19 protein-coding genes are annotated in these 19,108 nt (G+C 36.3%); 12 read left to right on the top strand and 7 right to left on the bottom strand.

The window, feature by feature from the left end; genetic code table 11:
• Positions 1–52 precede the first annotated feature (52 nt).
• From prc to PTQ27_RS11525, 5 genes are all read left to right on the top strand, one after another.
• Complete coding sequence (gene prc, locus PTQ27_RS01800) at positions 53–2,065, top strand: carboxy terminal-processing peptidase (protein ID WP_273748311.1); 2,013 nt, start codon at positions 53–55, stop codon at positions 2,063–2,065.
• Between the two features lie 86 nt (positions 2,066–2,151).
• Positions 2,152–3,681 carry a L,D-transpeptidase family protein gene (locus PTQ27_RS01795; protein WP_273748312.1) on the top strand — a complete coding sequence of 510 codons (1,530 nt, stop codon included), beginning with the start codon at positions 2,152–2,154 and terminating at the stop codon, positions 3,679–3,681.
• A gap of 169 nt (positions 3,682–3,850) precedes the next feature.
• Positions 3,851–4,408 carry a peptidoglycan L,D-endopeptidase MepK gene (mepK, locus tag PTQ27_RS01790; protein ID WP_273748313.1) on the top strand — a complete coding sequence of 186 codons (558 nt, stop codon included), beginning with the start codon at positions 3,851–3,853 and terminating at the stop codon, positions 4,406–4,408.
• A 14-nt stretch (positions 4,409–4,422) separates the two neighbouring features.
• On the top strand, positions 4,423–5,058 hold the full coding sequence (locus tag PTQ27_RS01785; protein WP_273748314.1) for an MBL fold metallo-hydrolase: 636 nt from the start codon (positions 4,423–4,425) through the stop codon (positions 5,056–5,058).
• Positions 5,059–5,163: 105 nt separating this feature from the next.
• On the top strand, positions 5,164–5,811 hold the full coding sequence (locus PTQ27_RS11525) for an IS256 family transposase, variant Zn-binding type (RefSeq protein WP_434802817.1): 648 nt from the start codon (positions 5,164–5,166) through the stop codon (positions 5,809–5,811).
• Between the two features lie 154 nt (positions 5,812–5,965).
• Here PTQ27_RS11525 and PTQ27_RS01775 read toward each other — a convergent pair whose 3' ends face one another.
• From PTQ27_RS01775 to rsgA, 4 genes are read right to left on the bottom strand one after another with little or no spacing between them, the layout of a single operon-like run.
• Complete coding sequence (locus PTQ27_RS01775) at positions 5,966–6,337, bottom strand: YcfL family putative periplasmic lipoprotein (protein ID WP_273748316.1); 372 nt, start codon at positions 6,335–6,337, stop codon at positions 5,966–5,968.
• 1 nt (position 6,338) lies between these two features.
• On the bottom strand, positions 6,339–6,698 hold the full coding sequence (gene hinT, locus PTQ27_RS01770; protein ID WP_273748317.1) for a purine nucleoside phosphoramidase: 360 nt from the start codon (positions 6,696–6,698) through the stop codon (positions 6,339–6,341).
• A 12-nt stretch (positions 6,699–6,710) separates the two neighbouring features.
• Entirely contained in the window at positions 6,711–7,310 is a 600-nt protein-coding gene (rnhB, locus tag PTQ27_RS01765; protein ID WP_273748318.1) for a ribonuclease HII, read from the bottom strand.
• 2 nt (positions 7,311–7,312) lie between these two features.
• Positions 7,313–8,350, bottom strand: coding sequence for a small ribosomal subunit biogenesis GTPase RsgA (gene rsgA / locus PTQ27_RS01760; protein ID WP_273748319.1), 1,038 nt, complete (start codon positions 8,348–8,350; stop codon positions 7,313–7,315).
• A 447-nt stretch (positions 8,351–8,797) separates the two neighbouring features.
• Here rsgA and PTQ27_RS01755 point away from each other — a divergent pair, with 447 nt between their 5' ends.
• The 7 genes from PTQ27_RS01755 (at position 8,798) to PTQ27_RS01725 (ending at position 16,435) form a co-directional block, all read left to right on the top strand.
• Positions 8,798–9,691, top strand: a complete 894-nt coding sequence (locus PTQ27_RS01755) for a transcriptional regulator GcvA (RefSeq protein ID WP_273748320.1) — start codon at positions 8,798–8,800, stop codon at positions 9,689–9,691.
• Positions 9,692–9,778: 87 nt separating this feature from the next.
• Entirely contained in the window at positions 9,779–10,456 is a 678-nt protein-coding gene (yjjG, locus tag PTQ27_RS01750) for a pyrimidine 5'-nucleotidase (RefSeq protein WP_273748321.1), read from the top strand.
• 1 nt (position 10,457) lies between these two features.
• A complete protein-coding gene (gene cysB, locus PTQ27_RS01745) occupies positions 10,458–11,441 on the top strand; it encodes an HTH-type transcriptional regulator CysB (RefSeq protein ID WP_273748322.1) in 984 nt (327 codons plus the stop codon).
• Positions 11,442–12,086 (top strand): hypothetical protein, encoded by a 645-nt coding sequence (locus PTQ27_RS01740; protein ID WP_273748323.1) that lies wholly within the window; start codon positions 11,442–11,444, stop codon positions 12,084–12,086.
• A gap of 148 nt (positions 12,087–12,234) precedes the next feature.
• On the top strand, positions 12,235–13,263 hold the full coding sequence (locus PTQ27_RS01735) for a virulence RhuM family protein (RefSeq protein ID WP_273748324.1): 1,029 nt from the start codon (positions 12,235–12,237) through the stop codon (positions 13,261–13,263).
• 202 nt (positions 13,264–13,465) lie between these two features.
• Positions 13,466–15,103: a glutamine hydrolyzing CTP synthase gene (gene pyrG, locus PTQ27_RS01730; RefSeq protein ID WP_273748325.1), complete on the top strand. Its 1,638-nt coding sequence runs from the start codon at positions 13,466–13,468 to the stop codon at positions 15,101–15,103.
• A 102-nt stretch (positions 15,104–15,205) separates the two neighbouring features.
• Entirely contained in the window at positions 15,206–16,435 is a 1,230-nt protein-coding gene (locus PTQ27_RS01725) for a uracil-xanthine permease family protein (RefSeq protein WP_273748326.1), read from the top strand.
• Positions 16,436–16,496: 61 nt separating this feature from the next.
• On the opposite strand, the gene PTQ27_RS01720 is transcribed toward PTQ27_RS01725, so the two are convergent.
• The 3 genes from PTQ27_RS01720 to PTQ27_RS01710 form a co-directional block, all read right to left on the bottom strand.
• Positions 16,497–17,777 (bottom strand): NAD(P)/FAD-dependent oxidoreductase, encoded by a 1,281-nt coding sequence (locus tag PTQ27_RS01720; RefSeq protein WP_273748327.1) that lies wholly within the window; start codon positions 17,775–17,777, stop codon positions 16,497–16,499.
• A 102-nt stretch (positions 17,778–17,879) separates the two neighbouring features.
• Positions 17,880–18,368, bottom strand: a complete 489-nt coding sequence (locus tag PTQ27_RS01715) for a SprT family zinc-dependent metalloprotease (protein ID WP_273748328.1) — start codon at positions 18,366–18,368, stop codon at positions 17,880–17,882.
• Positions 18,368–19,078: a ribonuclease T2 family protein gene (locus PTQ27_RS01710; RefSeq protein WP_273748329.1), complete on the bottom strand. Its 711-nt coding sequence runs from the start codon at positions 19,076–19,078 to the stop codon at positions 18,368–18,370. The genes PTQ27_RS01715 and PTQ27_RS01710 overlap by 1 nt, the downstream gene beginning before the upstream one ends.
• Between the last annotated feature and the right edge of the window lie 30 nt (positions 19,079–19,108).

The raw sequence follows: 19,108 nt of genomic DNA, 5'->3' as shown, positions 1-19,108 counted from the left end.
TTTTTGCAAAATTTTGCAAATTAATGACCGCTTGATAATTTTGGAAAAGAGTATGAAATTAACAAAATTAAATAAAATTATTACGGTTAGTTTAGGTTTATTTATTGGGAGTGCTTTTGCCGTACAGCCTAATATTAAAGAGAGTGCAATAGTTATTCCAAAACCGAATGAGCAACACAGTTTATCTACAAAGCGAGTTACTGCTCGTTTAACGCAATCTCATTATCATAAATTTGAATTAAATGATGAATTTGCGGTTAAAATTTTTAATCGTTATATCGATTGGCTTGATCCAGCTCATAATACTTTTCTGCAATCAGATATTGATGAAATGCGTGCAAAATATGCTCTGTCGCTAGATGATGATCTCTATGCTGGTAAGCTTGACGCTGCATTTGCAATGTATGAACTAATGTCTAAGCGTCGCTATGAGCGTTATCGTTATGCCTTATCTTTATTAGATAAAGAACCCAATTTAAAAGGCAATGATCAAATAGAAATTGAACGAGATAAAGCACCTTTCCCAACAACAGAGCAAGAAGCAAATAGTTTATGGGAACAGCGTGTTAAAAACGATATTATCAATTTATACCTAAAAGATAAAAAATGGCCTGAAATTAAAAAGACATTAGTGAAGCGTTATAACTTTGCAATTAAACGTCTAACACAAGTAAAAGCTGATGATATTTTACAGACTTATCTAAACTCGTTCTCCCGTGAAATTGATCCACATACGAGCTATTTATCTCCTCGTGCGGCAAAATCATTCCAAGAAAGTATGAATCTTTCTTTAGAGGGAATTGGTGCAACACTTTCTATGGAAGATGATGTAACGAGTATTAAGTCTTTAGTGCCGGGAAGTCCTGCTGCTCGCAGTAAGAAAATTGCAGTAGATGATAAAATTGTTGGTGTAGGACAAGGTGAAAAAGGCGAAATTGAAGATGTTATCGGTTGGCGTTTAGATGATGTAGTCGATAAAATCAAAGGTAAAAAAGGGACTAAAGTTCGCTTAGAAATTGAGCCAGCAAAAGGTGGTAAAACGAAGATTATCACACTTGTGCGTGATAAAGTGCGAATTGAAGACAGTGCCGCAAAATTAACGGTTGAAAAAACGAATAGAAAAAATGTAGCGGTAATCAAAATACCAACGTTTTACATTGGCCTGACAAATGATGTTCGAAAACTGTTAGCCAAAATGAATAAGCAAAATGTAGAAGGGCTTATTATTGATTTGCGTGGCAACGGTGGTGGCTCATTAACAGAAGTTATTGAATTAACAGGGCTATTTATTAAAGAAGGGCCTGTAGTTCAGGTTCAAGATGCGTTTAATCGTATTCGAGTACACGAAGATCCAGAATCTAAGATTGCCTATAATGGTAATATTATGGTGATGATTAACCGCCATAGTGCCTCGGCATCAGAAATTTTTGCAGCAGCAATGCAAGATTATAATCGAGCAATTATTGTTGGGCAGCAAAGCTTTGGTAAGGGAACGGTACAACAAAGTCGTTCATTAAACTTTATTTATGATTTGGATCAAGAGCCTTTAGGTTTTATTCAATATACGATTCAAAAATTCTATCGCATTAATGGTGGAAGTACCCAATTAAAAGGGGTAGATGCAGATATTAAATTCCCAGAAATTATTAATGCGGCGAAAACGGGCGAAAGCTTTGAAGATAATGCATTACCGTGGGATAAAGTGCCTGCAGCAAATTATGCTGAAGTAGGAAATGCAAGAGATGCTGTTTCTACATTAACAGCTAAACATAATGAGCGTATTGCAAAACATCCAGAATTTATTGTATTAAATGAAGATATTGCGATTCGTAAAGAGCGTGATGAGCGTAAGTTTTTATCACTAAACTTACAAGAACGTTTAAAAGAGAATAAAGCAGATGACGCTAAGCGTTTAAAAGATTTAAATGCTCGTTTTACTCGTGAAGGTAAGAAAACACTAAAAAATATTGATGACTTACCAAAAGATTATGAAGCACCGGATTTCTTCTTGAAAGAAGCTGTACAAATGGTGATAGATTGGTCAGAAATTGATAAAAAACCATAAATATGGTTATAATATATCTATTAGAAACCGCTTAGGGAGCTAAGCGGTCTATTATTTAAATCAATTTACAATGAAGGATGAATGCAATGAATAAGGTGAAAACCTTTAAATTATTACCTATTATCGCTGCCTTTTCAGGAAGTGTGATTGCTCAAACAGCAAGCTTACCGAGTTCAACAAGTGCAGCTCAAGCAGAGGTTACACCTGTTGTTCAAGATACTATTTTACCGCAATTAAGTTTTGCTGCTCAGCAGGCTCGAGCTGCTGAATTGATGAAGCAAGCTGATTATGCGTTACAACAAGAGCAAATTAGACAAGAGCAGGCTAGAAAATTTGCAGAAGCTGAAACAAGAGTTCAGCAAGAAATTGGTAGTAATACCTTATTGCTTAGCCAAACTACTACCAAAATCTATTTAGATAATCAGTTTACAGCAATGTGGAGTGATAAGTCTGCAGAACAAGCGTTTTTAAAAGAATATGCGTTATTTTCAGCAAGTGGTGTTTCATCTAAATCAGCAAAAGCATTGCAACAAATACTAAACCAACCAGAAGGTTTAGGGCGAGATATTTTATTAACGGATAGTTTTTTAGACTATCTATATTACAATAAAAATGTCTCTAAAAATGCGAATACTTGGTTATATAACTTAGGTAGTTATAGAACGAAAACTCCGTCAGCAGATCTTGTTGGAAAATGGGTTAATGCCGTAAATGATGGAAATTCAGGGAAATTTGTGGTTAATTTAGTGCCAAGAAACCATTTATACCAAGATACTGCAGAGAGAGTGCTTGCTATGGCGGGTGCAAGTAAGCAAGGAAACACTGGAACTGGAGCAAATGGGTCTTTTTATAAATTAGCACTGAATGCACAACGTTTACGTATTATTCCAAGTTTTAATAATGGAATTTTTGTAAATATTCCTAGTTATCAGCTATATTATTTCCGTGATGGTGCTTTAGCATTAAAATCGAAAGTGATTGTAGGACGTAATGATCGCCGCACACCAGTAATGTATAGCAAGTTAAGTAATGTGGTTGTAAACCCACCTTGGCACGTTCCAACAAGCATTATGACAAAAGACATTGTGCCTAAATTAGCAAGAGATCCTGGCTATGCTGAGCGTGCGAGTTTAGAAATTTTAGACGGTAGCGGAAATAAGGTAAATCCACGTAGTATCAACTGGTCACAATATGTGAATGCAAAGAGTACACCATATCGCATTCGCCAAAAAGCAGGTGATGATAGTGCTTTAGGCCGTTATAAATTTAATATGCCAAGCTCAGATGCTATTTATTTACACGATACACCAAATAGAGGCTTATTTGGGAGAACAGGAAGAGCATTAAGCTCTGGTTGTGTTCGTGTAGAAAAATCAGATGAGTTAGCAACCATTCTTTTAAAAGAAGCTGGTTGGAGCCAAGATAGAAAGAATAAAGTGCTAAGCAGTAAAAAAACAACTTCGGCACAAATTCGTTCTGATAACCCAGTTTATTTATATTATGTAACATCTTGGGTTGAAGGCGGAAAAATACAAACCTTACCAGATATTTATAATTTTGATGCGAAAATTCCGCAATACTCAATTAATTGGGCAAAATTAAAAAGCATAATTTAATTTAAAGATTCCAAGAAGATTGATAATCTTCTTGGAACTTTTTTCGTCTTTAATTGACTTTATATTTATGCTTGAATTTAAAGTCTTTTTTATTATTCTATCGGTTTATAGAAAATAGCTAGAAATTGAGCTATTTTCTATGAATCAGTAGCTAACCTATGAGGTAAAAATGAAACAAATTGATGTTCAGCGTCGTAAGTGGTTATCACTTGGCGGACTTGTTTTAGGGGCTAGCCTTCTGCCGGGTAAAGTGATGGCAGCGCTTTCTACACCATCCCCTATTGCATTACGTTTTCGTAATATTAATACAGGCGATACTTATACCGCAAAATTTGGTGTAGGTGGATTAAACAAAACTGATCTGGGGCGTTTAAATTATTTGATGCGAGATCGTCATATCAATCAAGTTAAAGCCATTGATCCGAAATTATTTGTGAAACTGAATCAATTACAACGTCGTTTAGGTTTCCGCAATGCTGAAATTCTAGTGTTAAGTGGCTATCGTTCACCACAAACAAATGCAAGACTACGCAGAAGAAGCCGTGGTGTTGCCAGCCAAAGCTATCACATTCGTGGACAAGCGGTCGATTTCCGTGTATCAGGCGTAGGGCTTGCGAAAGTGAAGCAAGCGGCAGAAAGCCTAAATAATGGTGGTGTAGGTTATTACCCTCGTAGTAACTTTGTTCACGTTGATACCGGCCCGGTACGCACTTGGCGAGGTGCATAAAGCGGTCGTATTTTATGTTTAATTTACAAATTATTCCAGTTAGTCCTTTTCAACAAAATTGCACTGTTGTTTGGGATGAGCATAAAAATGCCGCTATTATTGATGCTGGTGACGATGCAGATCGAATTATTCAATTTGTGGAATCGCAACAATTAAATGTGCAAAAATTGCTACTTACACACGGTCATTTAGATCATATTATGGCTGTTGAGCAAGTGCGTGATCATTTTAAAGTTGAAGTATTTGGCTCACATATTACAGATAAACCGTTATTTGAGCGTTTGCCTGAAATGTGTGCACAATTTGGGTTTCCTCCAGTTAAGGCTTTTTTGCCTGATCATTGGCTAGAAGAAAATGATCTGATAGAAGTTGGAAATTTAAAATATAAAGTTCGCCATCTTCCAGGGCACGCTCCAGGTCATATTGGTTTTTTTGATTTTGAGAATAAAATAGCGTTTAGTGGCGACGTATTATTCCAAAATAGTATTGGTAGAACGGATCTTTATCTTGGTAATCACGAGCAATTACTCAGCACAATCCGAACAAAAATGTTTGATTTAGATGATGATTTTATTGTTATACCAGGGCACGGCCCGCACACAACAATAGGGCGAGAAAAACAAAGCAATCCATTCTTAAAAGGCATATAGGACAAAATAGTTGGTAAAAAGTGGCTTAATACCTTATATTACAAGGCTTTAAGCCACCTTTTTGAAAAATGAACAAAAAACTGTCCTTTTTGCCAATATTCCCTAATACAGAAATATGGCACTCAAAATAATACTCAACGTTATAAATGTTTAAGTTGTAATAAAACATTTACATTTAAACAAAAATTAAATGCTGAATTAATTTGGTATGATTATTCTGTTGGAAAACAGACACAACAACAATTAGCAAATAAATATCATTGTTCTCCTCGTACAATTCGCCGATATTTAGAAAAATCCCCTAAATCGTTATTAAATCCTCCTTCTCATCAATATCTTAATTTAATTATTGATACGACCTTCTTTCATCGAGATTTTGGTGTAATGGTATTCATAGATTCATTGTCTAAAAAGGTGGTTTATCATCAAATAGTTAAAACAGAGAAAGATATTTACCACAAGAAAGCCTTAAATCGTTTACGAGAAAAAGGCTATATAATTCAATCAATTACCTGTGATGGACGGAGAGGCTTGTTAAAAGATATATTAAATACGCCGACTCAAATGTGTCAATTTCATTTGGTTGCAATCATAATGAGAGCGTTAAGAAAGAAACATCAATCTCACGCTGGTAGAGAATTAAAAACAATTATTAAAACATTAAAAACAAGTTCAAAAAATGAATTTTATTTAAAAATATATAATTGGAAAATAAAACATAANNAGGATTTTTTGAATAAAAATAGTTGGTAAGAATAAACAAAAATATTCATTACCAACTGTTTTGTCCTATAGGCATATAAAATGCAAAAAGACCAACTATTTTGTCCTATATGCCTCTTAAAATAGCAAAAAGCAGATCTTTTGATCTGCTTTTTTTATATGCAATATATTGTACTATATCGTACTATCTATCTCCACGTAGATAGAGACGATAATTCACGCTCTCTTCTGTAGGTTTAACTAGTATAATTGTGTGCTTTTGTTCAGGTTGAAGCCCTATTTTTTGCCAATTAGTACTTTCATCAATACCGTTAAATAATTGTGTAACACCATCTTTATCATACCAAAAGAGCTTATAAATTACCGTAAGCGGTGATTTAGTCAAATTAGTGATGATGGCTTTTTTCCCATTCGCATCAAGTTTAATATTATCAGCAATATTTGCTTCAATATTGATAATAGGATCTGTGCCAGTAGGTAAATAGCTTACAGGGTTGTTCGCACAAGCGGTTAGAAAAAGCGAAAAAATTGCAATAAATGAAAAAGATTTTGCCATATTATTTTGCTACCAATGGGCCTAATTTTTGTCCGCCAAGTAAATGCATATGAATATGAAACACTTCTTGCCCACCATTTTTATTGCAGTTCATTACTAGGCGATAGCCGTCTTCTGCAATACCTTCTTCTTTAGCCAGTTTTGCAGCAACGGTAAATAATCGGCCTAATGCTAATTCATCTTCACTTGTTACGTGGTTTACGGTTGGAATAAATTTATTTGGGATAATCAAAATATGTGTTGGTGCTTGTGGCGAAATATCACGAAAAGCTGTTACCAACTCATCTTGATAGACGATATTTGCTGGAATTTCTTTATTGATAATTTTCGTAAAAATAGTTTCTTGGTATTCTTTAGTCATAAAATTTTCCTTTTAATCGGTTAAATTAAGCACTTTTCGCACAGGAGCAAAGCTCTTACGATGGTAAGGCGTTGCACCGAATTGTGTGAGTTTTTCAAAATGTAATTTAGTTGGGTAACCTTTATGTTTAGCAAAACCATATTCGGGAAAAGCTTTATCTAATTCATCCATTTCCTGATCTCTGGCAACTTTTGCGATAATCGAAGCCGCACTAATTTCAGCTACTAAGCTATCGCCTTTCACTATGGCTTGAGCTGGCATACTCAGTTGTGGAATTCGATTACCATCGATTAGCACAAAATCAGGCTGAATATGCAGTCCTGCAACAGCACGTTGCATTGCTAACATTGTAGCATATAAAATATTAAGCTCATCAATCTCAGCAGGCTCTGCACGACCTATTGCCCAGCTTAGGGCTTTAGCTTTAATTTCTTCAGCTAAGGCTAAGCGTTTTTTCTCAGAGAGTTTCTTAGAGTCGGTTAAGCCTTGAATTGGATTATTCGGATCTAAGATAACTGCTGCAGTGACAACAGCCCCAACTAAAGGGCCTCTTCCAACTTCATCAACACCAGCGATAAGTTTCGCTTCTGGATATGTAAATAAATCTACCATTATTATAAATCGTCTGTTCTAAAATGCCGTTGGCTTTTGGTTTCTTCTCGGCTTTCAATTAATTTGTGGTAATTTTCAAATCGAATTGCAGAAATTTTACCATTTTCGACCGCTTGTCGTAATTCACAACCCGGGTCATTTTTATGTTTACAGTCTCGGAATTTGCAAGTGCCTAATACAGATTGAAATTCTCGATAGCCTAATGTAATTTGTTCTGGTTCTAAATGCCATAAGCCAAACTCACGAATACCAGGTGAGTCAATTAAATTTCCACCTTGCGGTAAATGATATAATCGTGAAGCGGTCGTAGTATGTTGCCCTAAGCCAGAGGTATTGCTAATAGCACCTGTTAATGCATTGACCTCAGGCATAAGCTGATTAATTAAGCTAGATTTGCCTACACCTGATTGCCCAACAAAGATAGATGTACCTTTAGCTAAATATTGGTGTAGTCTGTCCATATTTTCGCCAGTGTCAGCAGATAAACAGAGAGTTTCATAACCAATATCTTCATAAATTTTTAATTGTTGCTGAACGGCTTGTCTTTCTTCTTCATTTAATAGATCAATTTTGTTTAGCACAATTAATGCTGGAATTTTAGCTGTTTCGCAGATAACAAGATAACGGTCGATAATATTAAGTGATAGCGTTGGTAATACAGCAGAAACAATAATAATTTGGTCTATATTGGCAGCCATTACCTTAATGCCGTCATAATAATCAGGGCGGGTCAGTTCATTTTTACGTGGAAAAACAGCTTCAATTACACCACTAATACCTTGTAATTGCTCACTCCCTTTTCGCCAAGAAACACTATCTCCCACGACTACATTTTTTAAGGTACGGCGTAGGTTACAGCGGAATATTTCACCTTGTTCGGTTTCTACATCAGCGTGTTTTGCGTGGCGAGTGACAACAATACCTTGTTGGATTTCACCTAACATTTCATCTTGCCATTCAATTTCTTTTTTATTGATGCGTTTATGATGATTAGATTGAATTCGACGTTTTTGATTTTGGGTTAATCTAGGTTTACTCAAAGGGACTCTCAACATTTAAAATAGTTAAATTACACTTAGAATACTATAAAACCTCTTTTTATAACAGACTAAAGTAATAGAATAAAAGGGAATAAAACTAGAATAAAAATAGGGAATAAGATAGAATTAGCACCAAGAATGTTGGTGACTGCATAGAAAAAACCGCCCAAAGTGGGCGGCTATAAACCAAAACGGTTCAAAATATACAGGAAGTGAAACGAGTAACTTTCGTTACTCTAGTCTAGTCTCCTAGACCAATATGCAAACACAACATCATACTTAAAATTTAGGAATAGATATAAATCTAAAACTATCCATCTAAGTATGTCGCTATTTTATATATTCTCATTTGGAGTCTCAAACGAAATTTTTTAATTTAATCTATCAGAAAAAATAATGAGTTTACTTAGTAAACAAGTCCTAATCATAAGCAATTACTAAACTACTATGAATATAAAATTACCCCCATTAAATGCGTTAAAAGCATTTGAATCTGCTGCTCGGCATTTAAATTTTACTAAAGCGGCCGAAGATCTGTTCGTTACGCAGGCTGCTGTGAGCCATCAAATTAAATTATTAGAAGATTTTTTAGGTATTTCTCTATTTTATCGACGAAATCGTTTATTAGAGCTTACCGAGTTAGGTGCACAATATTTCTATGAAATTCAACCATTATTAGAGCAAATCGCACTTGCAACAGATAAAGTGCGTCAGCAGAGTAGCCGTCAGATTCTGACTATCAGTGTGCCACAAACATTTGGTATGCATTGGTTAGTTCCTCGTTTAACCGATTTTCACGATAAATATCCTGAAGTTGAAGTTAGAATTAAAGGTGTTGATCAAGATGAAGGTTTATTAGGTAAAGAAACGGACGTGGCTATTTATTACGGTAAAGGTGATTGGAACGACTTAGAAGCCATTCGTCTAACAGAGTCTCGTATCGTGATTTTAGCGTCACCAGATTATCTGTCACAAAATAGTATTCATTCGCCAGTAGATTTAGTGGATAAACATTTGCTCCATTCATCAACCTATAATAAATGGAAGAAAATGGTAGAGCATCTTAAAATTGAAGATAAAGTAGATGCAGAAACGGGTTCTATTTTTAGCCATACATTTATGGTGTTGCAGGCAGCAATGCACCAACAAGGCATTGCCATTGCTAATCAGATATTGGCACAACACGAAATTGATAAAGGCACATTAATTGAGCCTTTTCCAACCTCATTATTTGATGAGAAATCTTTCTATGTTGTTTATTCCCCTCAATCAAAACAGGTACCTAAAATACAATGTTTTGTAGAATGGATTCAACAAAAAATGAAAGAATGTTATGCTTAACAGTATGAAGTTTCAAGCGGTGAAATTTTAGGGCTTTTTTGCAAAAAATAGCACAAATTCAACCGCTTGTTTTTATAAAGGGATAGTATGAAATACCAATGGGTTTTATTTGATGCCGATGAAACATTATTCTCTTTTAATTCTTATTTAGGATTAAAAGCAATGCTCGCTCGCTATCAGATTGATTTTACTGAACAAGATTACCAAGAATTCCAAGCAATAAATAAACCGCTTTGGGTTGCTTATCAAAATAACGAAATTACGGCTCAAGATATTCAAATTCGCCGTTTTGCAAAATTATCTGCACAAACCGGGGTTGAACCTCTACAACTTAATCAGGAATTAATGGCAGAAATGGCATTAGTCAGTAAACCGCTAGAGGGGGTTATTGATATGCTCAATGCCTTATATGGCAAGGTGAAAATGGGCATAATTACTAATGGGTTTACCGAATTGCAGCAAAAACGGTTAGAAAATACAAAAACCTCACATTTTTTTGAAATAGTGGTAATTTCTGAACAAATTGGTGCAGCTAAGCCTGATCGCCAAGTCTTTGATTATGCTTTTGCTTTAATGGACGAGTTCGATCGTACCAAAGTGCTAATGGTGGGGGATACATTAGCTTCAGATGTGCTAGGTGGGAACAATGCGGGCATCGATACTTGTTGGATAAACACATCTAAGCAAGAAAATAATACCGCTATTAAGCCTACGTATGAAATTCATACAATTAAACAACTTATTGAAATTGTAGAAGGAAGATAAAATGAAATTACAGCAATTACGCTATATAGTTGAAATTGTAAACCAAAATTTAAATATCACTGAAGCAGCAGAAGTGCTATATACCTCTCAGCCAGGTATTAGTAAGCAAGTTCGTTTATTAGAAAGCGAGTTAGGTATTAATATTTTTGAGCGTAATGGTAAGCACGTTAAAGGATTAACTCCAGCAGGCGAAAAAATTGTGGCGATCGCCCGAGAATTATTAGTAAAAGCACAAAGCATTAAATCTGTAGCAGAAGAGCAAACTCGCCCTAATAAAGGAATATTACGTATTGCTACAACAAATACCCAAGCACGATATATGTTACCAGAGGTAATTGAGAAATTTAAAGCTCGTTACCCAGATGTTAGTTTACATCTGCATCAAGGCTCTCCAAATCAAATTTATGATGCATTGATGGCTGGCGAAGTAGATTTAGCCATTACGACAGAAGCACAATATTTATTCGAAGAGGCTATTTTATTGCCTTGTTATTGGTGGAATCGTTCAGTTATTGTTAAACCAGAGCATCCGCTTGCAACTTTTGTGAACCAAAGTGAAAAGTTAAGTGTCGAAGAACTAGGCAAGTATGATTTAATCACTTATACCTTTGGTTTTACAGGGCAATCTGATTTAGATCACGCTTTTAATAAAGAAGGGATCTTGCCAAACATTGTATTTACTGCAACAGATGCAGATGTAATTAAAACTTATGTACGGCTAGGGCTTGGTGTGGGAATAATGGCATCAATGGCTCACACAAAAGACGATCAAGATTTAGTTGCGATTAATGCAAGTCATTTATTCCAGCCGAGTATGACACAAATTGCATTTAAACGAGGAATGTTTTTACGTAACTATATGTATGATTTCATTAACTATTTTTCACCACATTTAACGAAAACGCAGGTGGAGAAAGCCGAACAACTACGGGATAATAATGCGATTTCTCGCTTATTTGAACGTATGCCTTTAGAGGAGAAATAGATGAAAATTTGGCAGAAATTGACAACTTTAATATTTACAGCTTTTGCATTAATCTCAACGGCTTCTGCAGAAAGTTATAAAATCAAATATAGTTCAAATTACTTAATGCCGGCTTATATTAATTTTAATAATGGCGGTGGTAAATATGAGATCAAAGCTCAGATTAATGTACCGTTATATAAAATTGTTTTTTCTGCAAAAGGAACAGAGCGTAATAATCAATTTAATATGCTAAGTTATCGAGATACTCGTAATGGAAAAACTTATGCGTTAGCGGAAATTGACTCAACAACAGTAAAATATGGTAAAGCAAGAGAACCATTAAAAGAAGAGGCATTAACAATGCCAACATTTGACTTGTTTACGACAGCATTTCAGCTAAGTTATTATGATAAATTACCAGCAAGTTTCCAGACAACAAATGGTAAAAAATTATATCCAACACCAAATGTGCAGTTACGTAAATCTCAAAAAGAGGTTAAATCGGGTGGTAAGACTTATCAAGAAATAACCTATAGATTTAGAACGAGCGACAGCAAAGATATTACCGTAAAAAAATATGAAGGTGAGAAGTTCCCTCGTTATATCTCTTATAGCCGAGATGGTGATAATTACGAGCTAACATTTGATAGCTTTGTAAAATAAAAAATAGTATGACAAGCGGTTGTAAAATGAAAAAATTTTGCAACCGCTTTTTTTATTTTTTCGATTCAGATCGCAAAAATAGCAATGTATTCTAGTAAATACTAAAATAGTGGGTATAATTACAGTGTTATTTGGTAGGAGAAATACAATGGAGAAAAACGATCTGATCCGCTCATCAGTTGCTGAATATCTAACCTTTATTACCGCACAGGGTGAAAGCCAAGTTGATGCGATTTATGCTGATGAAAATGTATGGCTAAGTCAGAAAATGATGGCTACATTATATGATGTTGATGTAAGAACTATTAGCTATCACTTAAAGAAAATTTTTACAGATCAAGAATTGAACGAAAATTCAGTTATCCAATATTTTTGGATAACTGCCCTTGACGGCAAAAACTATAATACTAAGCATTACAATCTTTCCGCAATTATTGCCGTAGGCTATAAAGTGAATTCGGAGCGAGCGGTACAATTTCGCAAATGGGCGACAGAAATAGTACAGAGTTTTGCAATTAAAGGCTTTGCAATGGACGATGAACGGCTGAAAAACGATGGTACCATTTTAGGTAAAAAATACTTTGAAGAACAGCTCGCCCGTATTCGGGAAATTCGTTTATCGGAACGTAAATTCTACCAAAAAATTACCGATATTTATGCTACCTCGGTAGATTACGACCGTACCGCAACTGCCACCAAACGCTTTTTTGCTACTGTGCAAAATAAGCTACATTGGGCTATTCACGGGCATACGGCAGCCGAACTCATTATGGCTCGAGCCAATGCAGAGCAACCTAATATGGGGCTAACAAACTGGAAAGATGCGCCGAATGGTAAAATTTATCCATTTGATGTAGTGGTTGCCAAAAATTACCTATCTGACAATGAACTTACCCAACTACAACGCTTGGTTTCTGCATACTTAGATATGGCGGAAGATATGGCTTCTCGCCAAATTCCGATGACAATGCAAGATTGGGAAACCCGCCTTAATCGCTTTTTAGATGCAACAGATAGAGAAATTTTACAAGACGCAGGCAAAGTAACCACCGAAATTGCCCGTTCATTTGCATTAAGCGAATTTGAAAAATACCGAGTAAAACAAGATTTAAGCTACGAAAGCGATTTTGATTTAGTGCTAAAAGAGATGGCCACAAAGTATTGTGCGGAAGAATAATTATTTTCGTTGATTTTTCTTTGAAATAAGGCTATGAACAAGCGGTCGTAAAATCCTAAAAATTTACAACCGCTTGTTTATTTTTCTGATAGCTATTCCATCGAATTTACTGTAAACTATGCTCCCGTCCTAATAGTTTTCTTTTATTAAAAGTAAACATTAACCTTATTTTCAATTCATTTAATCAGCAAAGGCAATAACAATGGCAACGAATTATATTTTCGTAACGGGCGGTGTTGTATCTTCTTTAGGTAAAGGTATTGCAGCAGCCTCTCTTGCATCTATTCTTGAAGCTCGTGGTTTAAATGTAACCATTATGAAGCTTGACCCTTATATTAACGTTGACCCCGGTACAATGAGCCCAACTCAGCACGGTGAAGTATTTGTTACTCAAGATGGGGCGGAAACCGACTTAGACTTAGGGCATTATGAGCGTTTTATCCGCTCAAAAATGAGCAAAGCAAATAACTTTACGAGTGGCAAAATTTACTCTGAAGTATTACGTAAAGAACGTCGTGGCGACTATTTAGGGGCAACCATTCAAGTTATTCCGCATATTACAAATGAAATCAAAGCTCGTGTAATTGAGGGCGGAAAAGGTCGTGATGTGGCAATCGTGGAAGTGGGTGGCACGGTAGGTGATATTGAATCTTTACCGTTTTTAGAAGCTTTACGCCAATTAGCAGTTGATGTCGGTCGTGAAAAAACCTTATTTATGCACTTAACATTAGTGCCTTACATTCCAACCGCAGGCGAAGTGAAAACGAAGCCAACACAGCACTCGGTAAAAGAATTACTTTCAATCGGTATTCAGCCCGACGTGTTAATTTGTCGTTCAGATCGTGCAATTCCAGAGAACGAGAAGAAAAAAATCGCATTATTCTGTAATGTGCCAGAGCGTGCAGTTATTTCATTAAAAGATGTAGATTCAATCTACCGCATTCCGGAATTATTAAAATCGCAAGGTTTAGACTCATTTGTATGTGACCGTTTCCGTTTAGACTGCAAAGAAGCGGATCTATCTGAGTGGGAGCAAGTATTATACCGCCAAGCTAATCCTACAGGCGAAGTGACTATCGGTATGGTCGGCAAATACGTGGAATTACCAGATGCTTATAAATCAGTAAACGAAGCATTAAAACACGCTGGTTTAACTAATCGCTTAACGGTAAATATCAAGTATATTGATTCTCAAGATGTCGAAACCAAAGGCACGGAAGTATTAGCCGGCTTAGACGGTATTTTAGTGCCAGGCGGTTTTGGTTATCGTGGTGTAGAAGGCAAAATTCGTACTGCACAATATGCTCGTGAGAATAACATTCCTTACTTAGGTATTTGCTTAGGTATGCAAATTGCTTTAATTGAATATGCTCGTAATGTTGCCGGCTTAACTGAGGCGAACTCTTCAGAATTTGATAAAGATTGCAAACAGCCGGTAATCGGCTTGATTACGGAATGGCAAGATGCAGAAGGTAATGTGGAAACCCGTTCTGATGAATCAGATTTAGGCGGTACAATGCGTTTAGGTGCTCAGCAATGTCACTTAATTGAAGGTTCAAAAGCCCGTGAATTATATGGTGCCGAAACCATTGAAGAACGTCATCGCCACCGTTATGAAGTGAATAATAAATTACTTCCACAAATTGAAGCGGCAGGTCTAAAAGTAACAGGTTTATCTGCGGATCGTAAATTGGTCGAGATTATTGAAGTACCAAATCATCCGTGGTTTGTGGCTGCTCAGTTCCATCCGGAATTTACTTCGACACCACGTGATGGTCACCCGTTATTTGCTGGTTTTATAAAGGCAGCAAAAGATCATCAAGATAGCCGTAAGGCATAATTTTAATCCTTAACAAGCGGTTGAATTTGGTAAGAAATTTGCTAAATTTGACCGCTTGTGAGTATTTATCATACGTTAATTCAAACAGAGAGTTGAAACAAAATGACAAATCAAACTATCAGCACACCTAAGCAGGCTTTCGTTGGCTTACAAATGTTATTTGTGGCATTTGGGGCTTTAGTTTTAATGCCACTTATTACAGGCTTAGATCCGAATACGGCACTTTTAACCGCAGGGATCGGGACTTTACTTTTCCAAATTTGTACTAAAGGTCAAGTACCTATTTTCTTAGCTTCTTCTTTTGCGTTTATTGCCCCTATTCAATATGGTGTTCAACAATGGGGGATTCCAGTAACAATGGGCGGGCTTGTTTTTACTGGTTTAGTTTATTTTTTACTAAGTACCTTAGTAAAATTAAAAGGAGCGAAAATTCTAGAAAAATTATTCCCACCAGTTGTTGTAGGGCCAGTTATTATTATTATCGGTTTAGGGCTTGCACCTGTTGCAGTTGATATGGCACTAGCAAAAGGTACTGAAATTGAGCCAAATACGGCATTAATTATTTCAATGGCAACCTTGATTACGACCTTGATTGTAGCGGTATTTGCAAAAGGGATGATGAAATTAGTGCCAATTATGTTTGGTATTGTTGTTGGTTATATTTTGTCATTAGTATATGGCATTATTGATTTTTCAAAAGTAAGTGAAGCTGCTTGGTTTAGTTTGCCAACAATAACAACACCTGAATTTAAATTAGAGGCTATTTTATATTTATTACCTATTGCTTTAGCACCTGCCGTTGAGCACGTAGGAGGCATTATGGCAATTAGCTCGGTAACAGGAAAAGATTTTATGAATAAGCCAGGCCTACATCGTACCTTATTAGGTGATGGTGTTGCGACAACCGCAGCCTCATTCTTAGGTGGCCCGCCTAATACCACTTATGCGGAAGTAACAGGAGCGGTAATGCTAACTAAGAACTTCAATCCTCGTGTAATGACTTGGGCAGCGTGTTGGGCGATTGCGATTTCATTTTGCGGTAAAGTAGGGGCATTCTTACAAACCATTCCAGGTGTAGTAATGGGCGGTATTATGATGTTAGTCTTTGGTTCTATTGCCGCTGTTGGTATGAGTACCTTAATTCGAGCCAAAGTGGATATGGGACAAGCACGTAACCTTTGTATTGTTTCGGTAGTAATGACCTTTGGTATTGGTGGAATGTTTATCAATGTTGGCGAGTTTTCGCTTAAAGGCATTAGCCTTTGTGCGATTGCGGCAATTATTATGAATCTGATACTTCCTCAAGAAAAAAAGGAAACTGAAAGCCACTAATAAGTAAAAGGGATAAATCGTTGGATTTATCCCTTTTGTATTATATTCAATGAGACTATATTTAGTGTAATTTCATACTTGGTCTTAAGAAACGGTTAATTTGACCGACTAATACAATAAGGCCAGTTTTTACACAACCGTGTAATGCAACTTGGTGCATTCGGTAAAGTGAAAGATACGCAAGACGGGCGACTTTTCCTTCAATAAACATATCGCCACTGACTAAATTTCCCATTAAGTTGCCAACAGTACCAAATTGAGAGAATGAAAGTAATGAACCTTTATCATTAAATTTAAATGGTTTCATCTCTTTACCTTCAATTAATGCAACGATATTTTTACCACAACGAGTTGCCATTTGGTGTGCTGCTTGTGCTCGAGGAGGAATTGGTTTCCCATCTTGCATTAATGCTGCACAGTCACCAATTACAAATACGGAATCATCAACGGTTGTTTGTAAGGTGTCTTTAATCTCAATTTGATTTAAGCGGTTAGTTTCAAAGCCAAACTCACGTGTAATATCTGGGGCTTTTACACCAGCGGCCCATACCATAATATCAGCATCAATTTTTTCGCCTAAGCGAGTCATTAAGCCATCAGGACGGGCTTCTGTGATCATTGTGCCTAAACGCACATCAACCCCTGCTTTTTTTAGCTCGTGGAAGGCTGCAATAGAGACTTTTTCTGGTAAGGCAGGAATTAAGCGAGCTCCAGCTTCAATAAGGGTTACTTTTAAGCTTGCACGGTGTAATTTACCAAAACCGTAAGAGTTGAGGTGTTTAACTAAATGATAAAGTTCTGCAGAGAGTTCAATACCAGTCGCACCTCCGCCGACAATCGCAATTTTTACATCTTTATCTTCACTATGAGAAAAGTGTAAGAATAGCTCCATCATTCGTTTTTGGAAGTCTTTTGCTTGCTCTGAGCCATCTAAGAAAATACAGTGTTCTGCAACTCCTTTGGTGCCAAAATCATTCGACTTACTACCGATAGCAATAACTAATTTGTCGTAAGGAATATTACGTTCTTTTACTAATAATTGTTGCTTATCATTGTAAATAGGGGCAAGTGAAACAGATTTGTTTTCACGATCTACTGCCACTAAAGTGCCTTGCTGAAATTCAAAACCGTGGTTTTTAGCGTGAGCTCGATAGCTTAAAGCATCCGTGCCTTCATCAATGGTACCAGTTGCAACTTCGTGCAGTAGCGGTTTCCATAAATGTGTTGCGTTGCGGTCAATTAAAATGACTTTTGCTTTTTTCTTACGTCCAAGTTTATTACCTAAATAAGTCGCAAGTTCTAATCCGCCAGCACCGCCACCAACAATCACTATTGTTTCCATAAAATACTCCGAAAATATGATTAAGATCAAAAAATAAAAACTGGATAGAATTTTAGGCAGTAAAAAAATAATGTCTAGCTGAATTATTCATTTATTTTAATTTTAACCCATAAGAGTGAGAATACTTTTACAACGGCGACAAATATACTGCCGATTTCCACGCTGTATGGCATTATGTCGTCGAATAGAGAGCTGGTGTGTTTGACAGTTGCATTGATATGCAAATTGTTGTTGTACACTTTGGGTATCAAAACAGTGGTAAATATCAGCTGGAACACCTAATACTGTTTCCATCATCATTTTCCACTCTTTACCGTGTGATTGTACTCGCCCAAAATGTTGATAAACCAAAATATGTGCGAGTTCGTGAGGTACAACCTGGCTAATGAATGCTTGCTTATTTTCTACTAATAATACTGGGTTAAATCGAACTTCGTTTCGTTCAAGATATGCAACACCTGCCTTCACACCTCGCACAGCATAGTTGATGGCAGGTGGAGTAAAGGTTTTATTGAAGTAAGCATTTGCTCGTTCAAGATCACGTTTTAATTGACGTTGAACTTGCATCTTCAGCTGGCGGATGTCATTCATTAACGAGGGCAGTCCATTGGTTGCCAATTTTTATTGTAGCAAATATAGAGCTCTTCTTTGCTACTTCCTAAATATACACCATTAAGCTGAGGATTATTCGCTCGCATCCAATTAAATAAATCTGATTTTGGACTATGGAAATCAGGTAGATTTAATGCGTTATATAACGCTTTTTGTTTTTCAAAATATTCACTCGCTTGGTTAAATGCACAGGCTCCGTGCTTTTCCCATTGACCTTGTAATAAGGTAGCTCCCGGCGATTCACTCATATAGGCTTTAATGGTATTTTCAGCCACCATAGGCAGATCGCCTTGACAATAACGAGGATGTTCTTCAATTCTCTTTGCTTTGCTACTTTGTGGCCACAACCCGTGAATAACCCACCCAAATTGTTGGGTGCCATCACATTGGTATTTTAAATGTGAAGGGATTTTCCCATTATTATTGCGTTTTTGACGTTGGCAAAATGCAGGGGACCACGAAAGTGCTAATGTATAATAATCGGTTTCCACAATATTTTGTTTTAATCGATCATTTTTCATATGTACATCATAGTTTCCTAATGATGCTGATGAAAAATCAGGGGCTGTTATATTCGTGGATTGCTTATTATTGGTTGATGTTTTTTGTTCATCAGAATCAGTTAAAAAATAGGATAGTATAGCGAGTACCGCCAATAAAATAAGAGAAATAGTCTTTTTCTGGTTCATTGTTAATCTGATTTTAAGTGTTAGGAAATT

It is taken from the genome of Mannheimia cairinae (genome assembly GCF_028649535.1).
GTDB lineage: Bacteria > Pseudomonadota > Gammaproteobacteria > Enterobacterales > Pasteurellaceae > Mannheimia > Mannheimia cairinae.
Note: the sequence above shows the minus strand (reverse complement) of the source record. Positions and strands in the feature narration are given on the sequence as shown.

Coding starts and splice junctions, on each gene's coding strand:
- PTQ27_RS01740 (WP_273748323.1), top strand. CDS start 11,442: ATGAAAATTTGGCAGAAATTGACAACTTTAATATTTACAGCTTTTGCA.
- PTQ27_RS01755 (WP_273748320.1), top strand. CDS start 8,798: ATGAATATAAAATTACCCCCATTAAATGCGTTAAAAGCATTTGAATCT.
- PTQ27_RS01725 (WP_273748326.1), top strand. CDS start 15,206: ATGACAAATCAAACTATCAGCACACCTAAGCAGGCTTTCGTTGGCTTA.
- rnhB (WP_273748318.1), bottom strand. CDS start 7,310: ATGGTAGATTTATTTACATATCCAGAAGCGAAACTTATCGCTGGTGTT.
- PTQ27_RS01720 (WP_273748327.1), bottom strand. CDS start 17,777: ATGGAAACAATAGTGATTGTTGGTGGCGGTGCTGGCGGATTAGAACTT.
- PTQ27_RS01735 (WP_273748324.1), top strand. CDS start 12,235: ATGGAGAAAAACGATCTGATCCGCTCATCAGTTGCTGAATATCTAACC.
- PTQ27_RS01795 (WP_273748312.1), top strand. CDS start 2,152: ATGAATAAGGTGAAAACCTTTAAATTATTACCTATTATCGCTGCCTTT.
- prc (WP_273748311.1), top strand. CDS start 53: ATGAAATTAACAAAATTAAATAAAATTATTACGGTTAGTTTAGGTTTA.
- PTQ27_RS01775 (WP_273748316.1), bottom strand. CDS start 6,337: ATGGCAAAATCTTTTTCATTTATTGCAATTTTTTCGCTTTTTCTAACC.
- cysB (WP_273748322.1), top strand. CDS start 10,458: ATGAAATTACAGCAATTACGCTATATAGTTGAAATTGTAAACCAAAAT.
- PTQ27_RS01715 (WP_273748328.1), bottom strand. CDS start 18,368: ATGAATGACATCCGCCAGCTGAAGATGCAAGTTCAACGTCAATTAAAA.
- PTQ27_RS01785 (WP_273748314.1), top strand. CDS start 4,423: ATGTTTAATTTACAAATTATTCCAGTTAGTCCTTTTCAACAAAATTGC.
- mepK (WP_273748313.1), top strand. CDS start 3,851: ATGAAACAAATTGATGTTCAGCGTCGTAAGTGGTTATCACTTGGCGGA.
- pyrG (WP_273748325.1), top strand. CDS start 13,466: ATGGCAACGAATTATATTTTCGTAACGGGCGGTGTTGTATCTTCTTTA.
- hinT (WP_273748317.1), bottom strand. CDS start 6,698: ATGACTAAAGAATACCAAGAAACTATTTTTACGAAAATTATCAATAAA.
- PTQ27_RS01710 (WP_273748329.1), bottom strand. CDS start 19,078: ATGAACCAGAAAAAGACTATTTCTCTTATTTTATTGGCGGTACTCGCT.
- yjjG (WP_273748321.1), top strand. CDS start 9,779: ATGAAATACCAATGGGTTTTATTTGATGCCGATGAAACATTATTCTCT.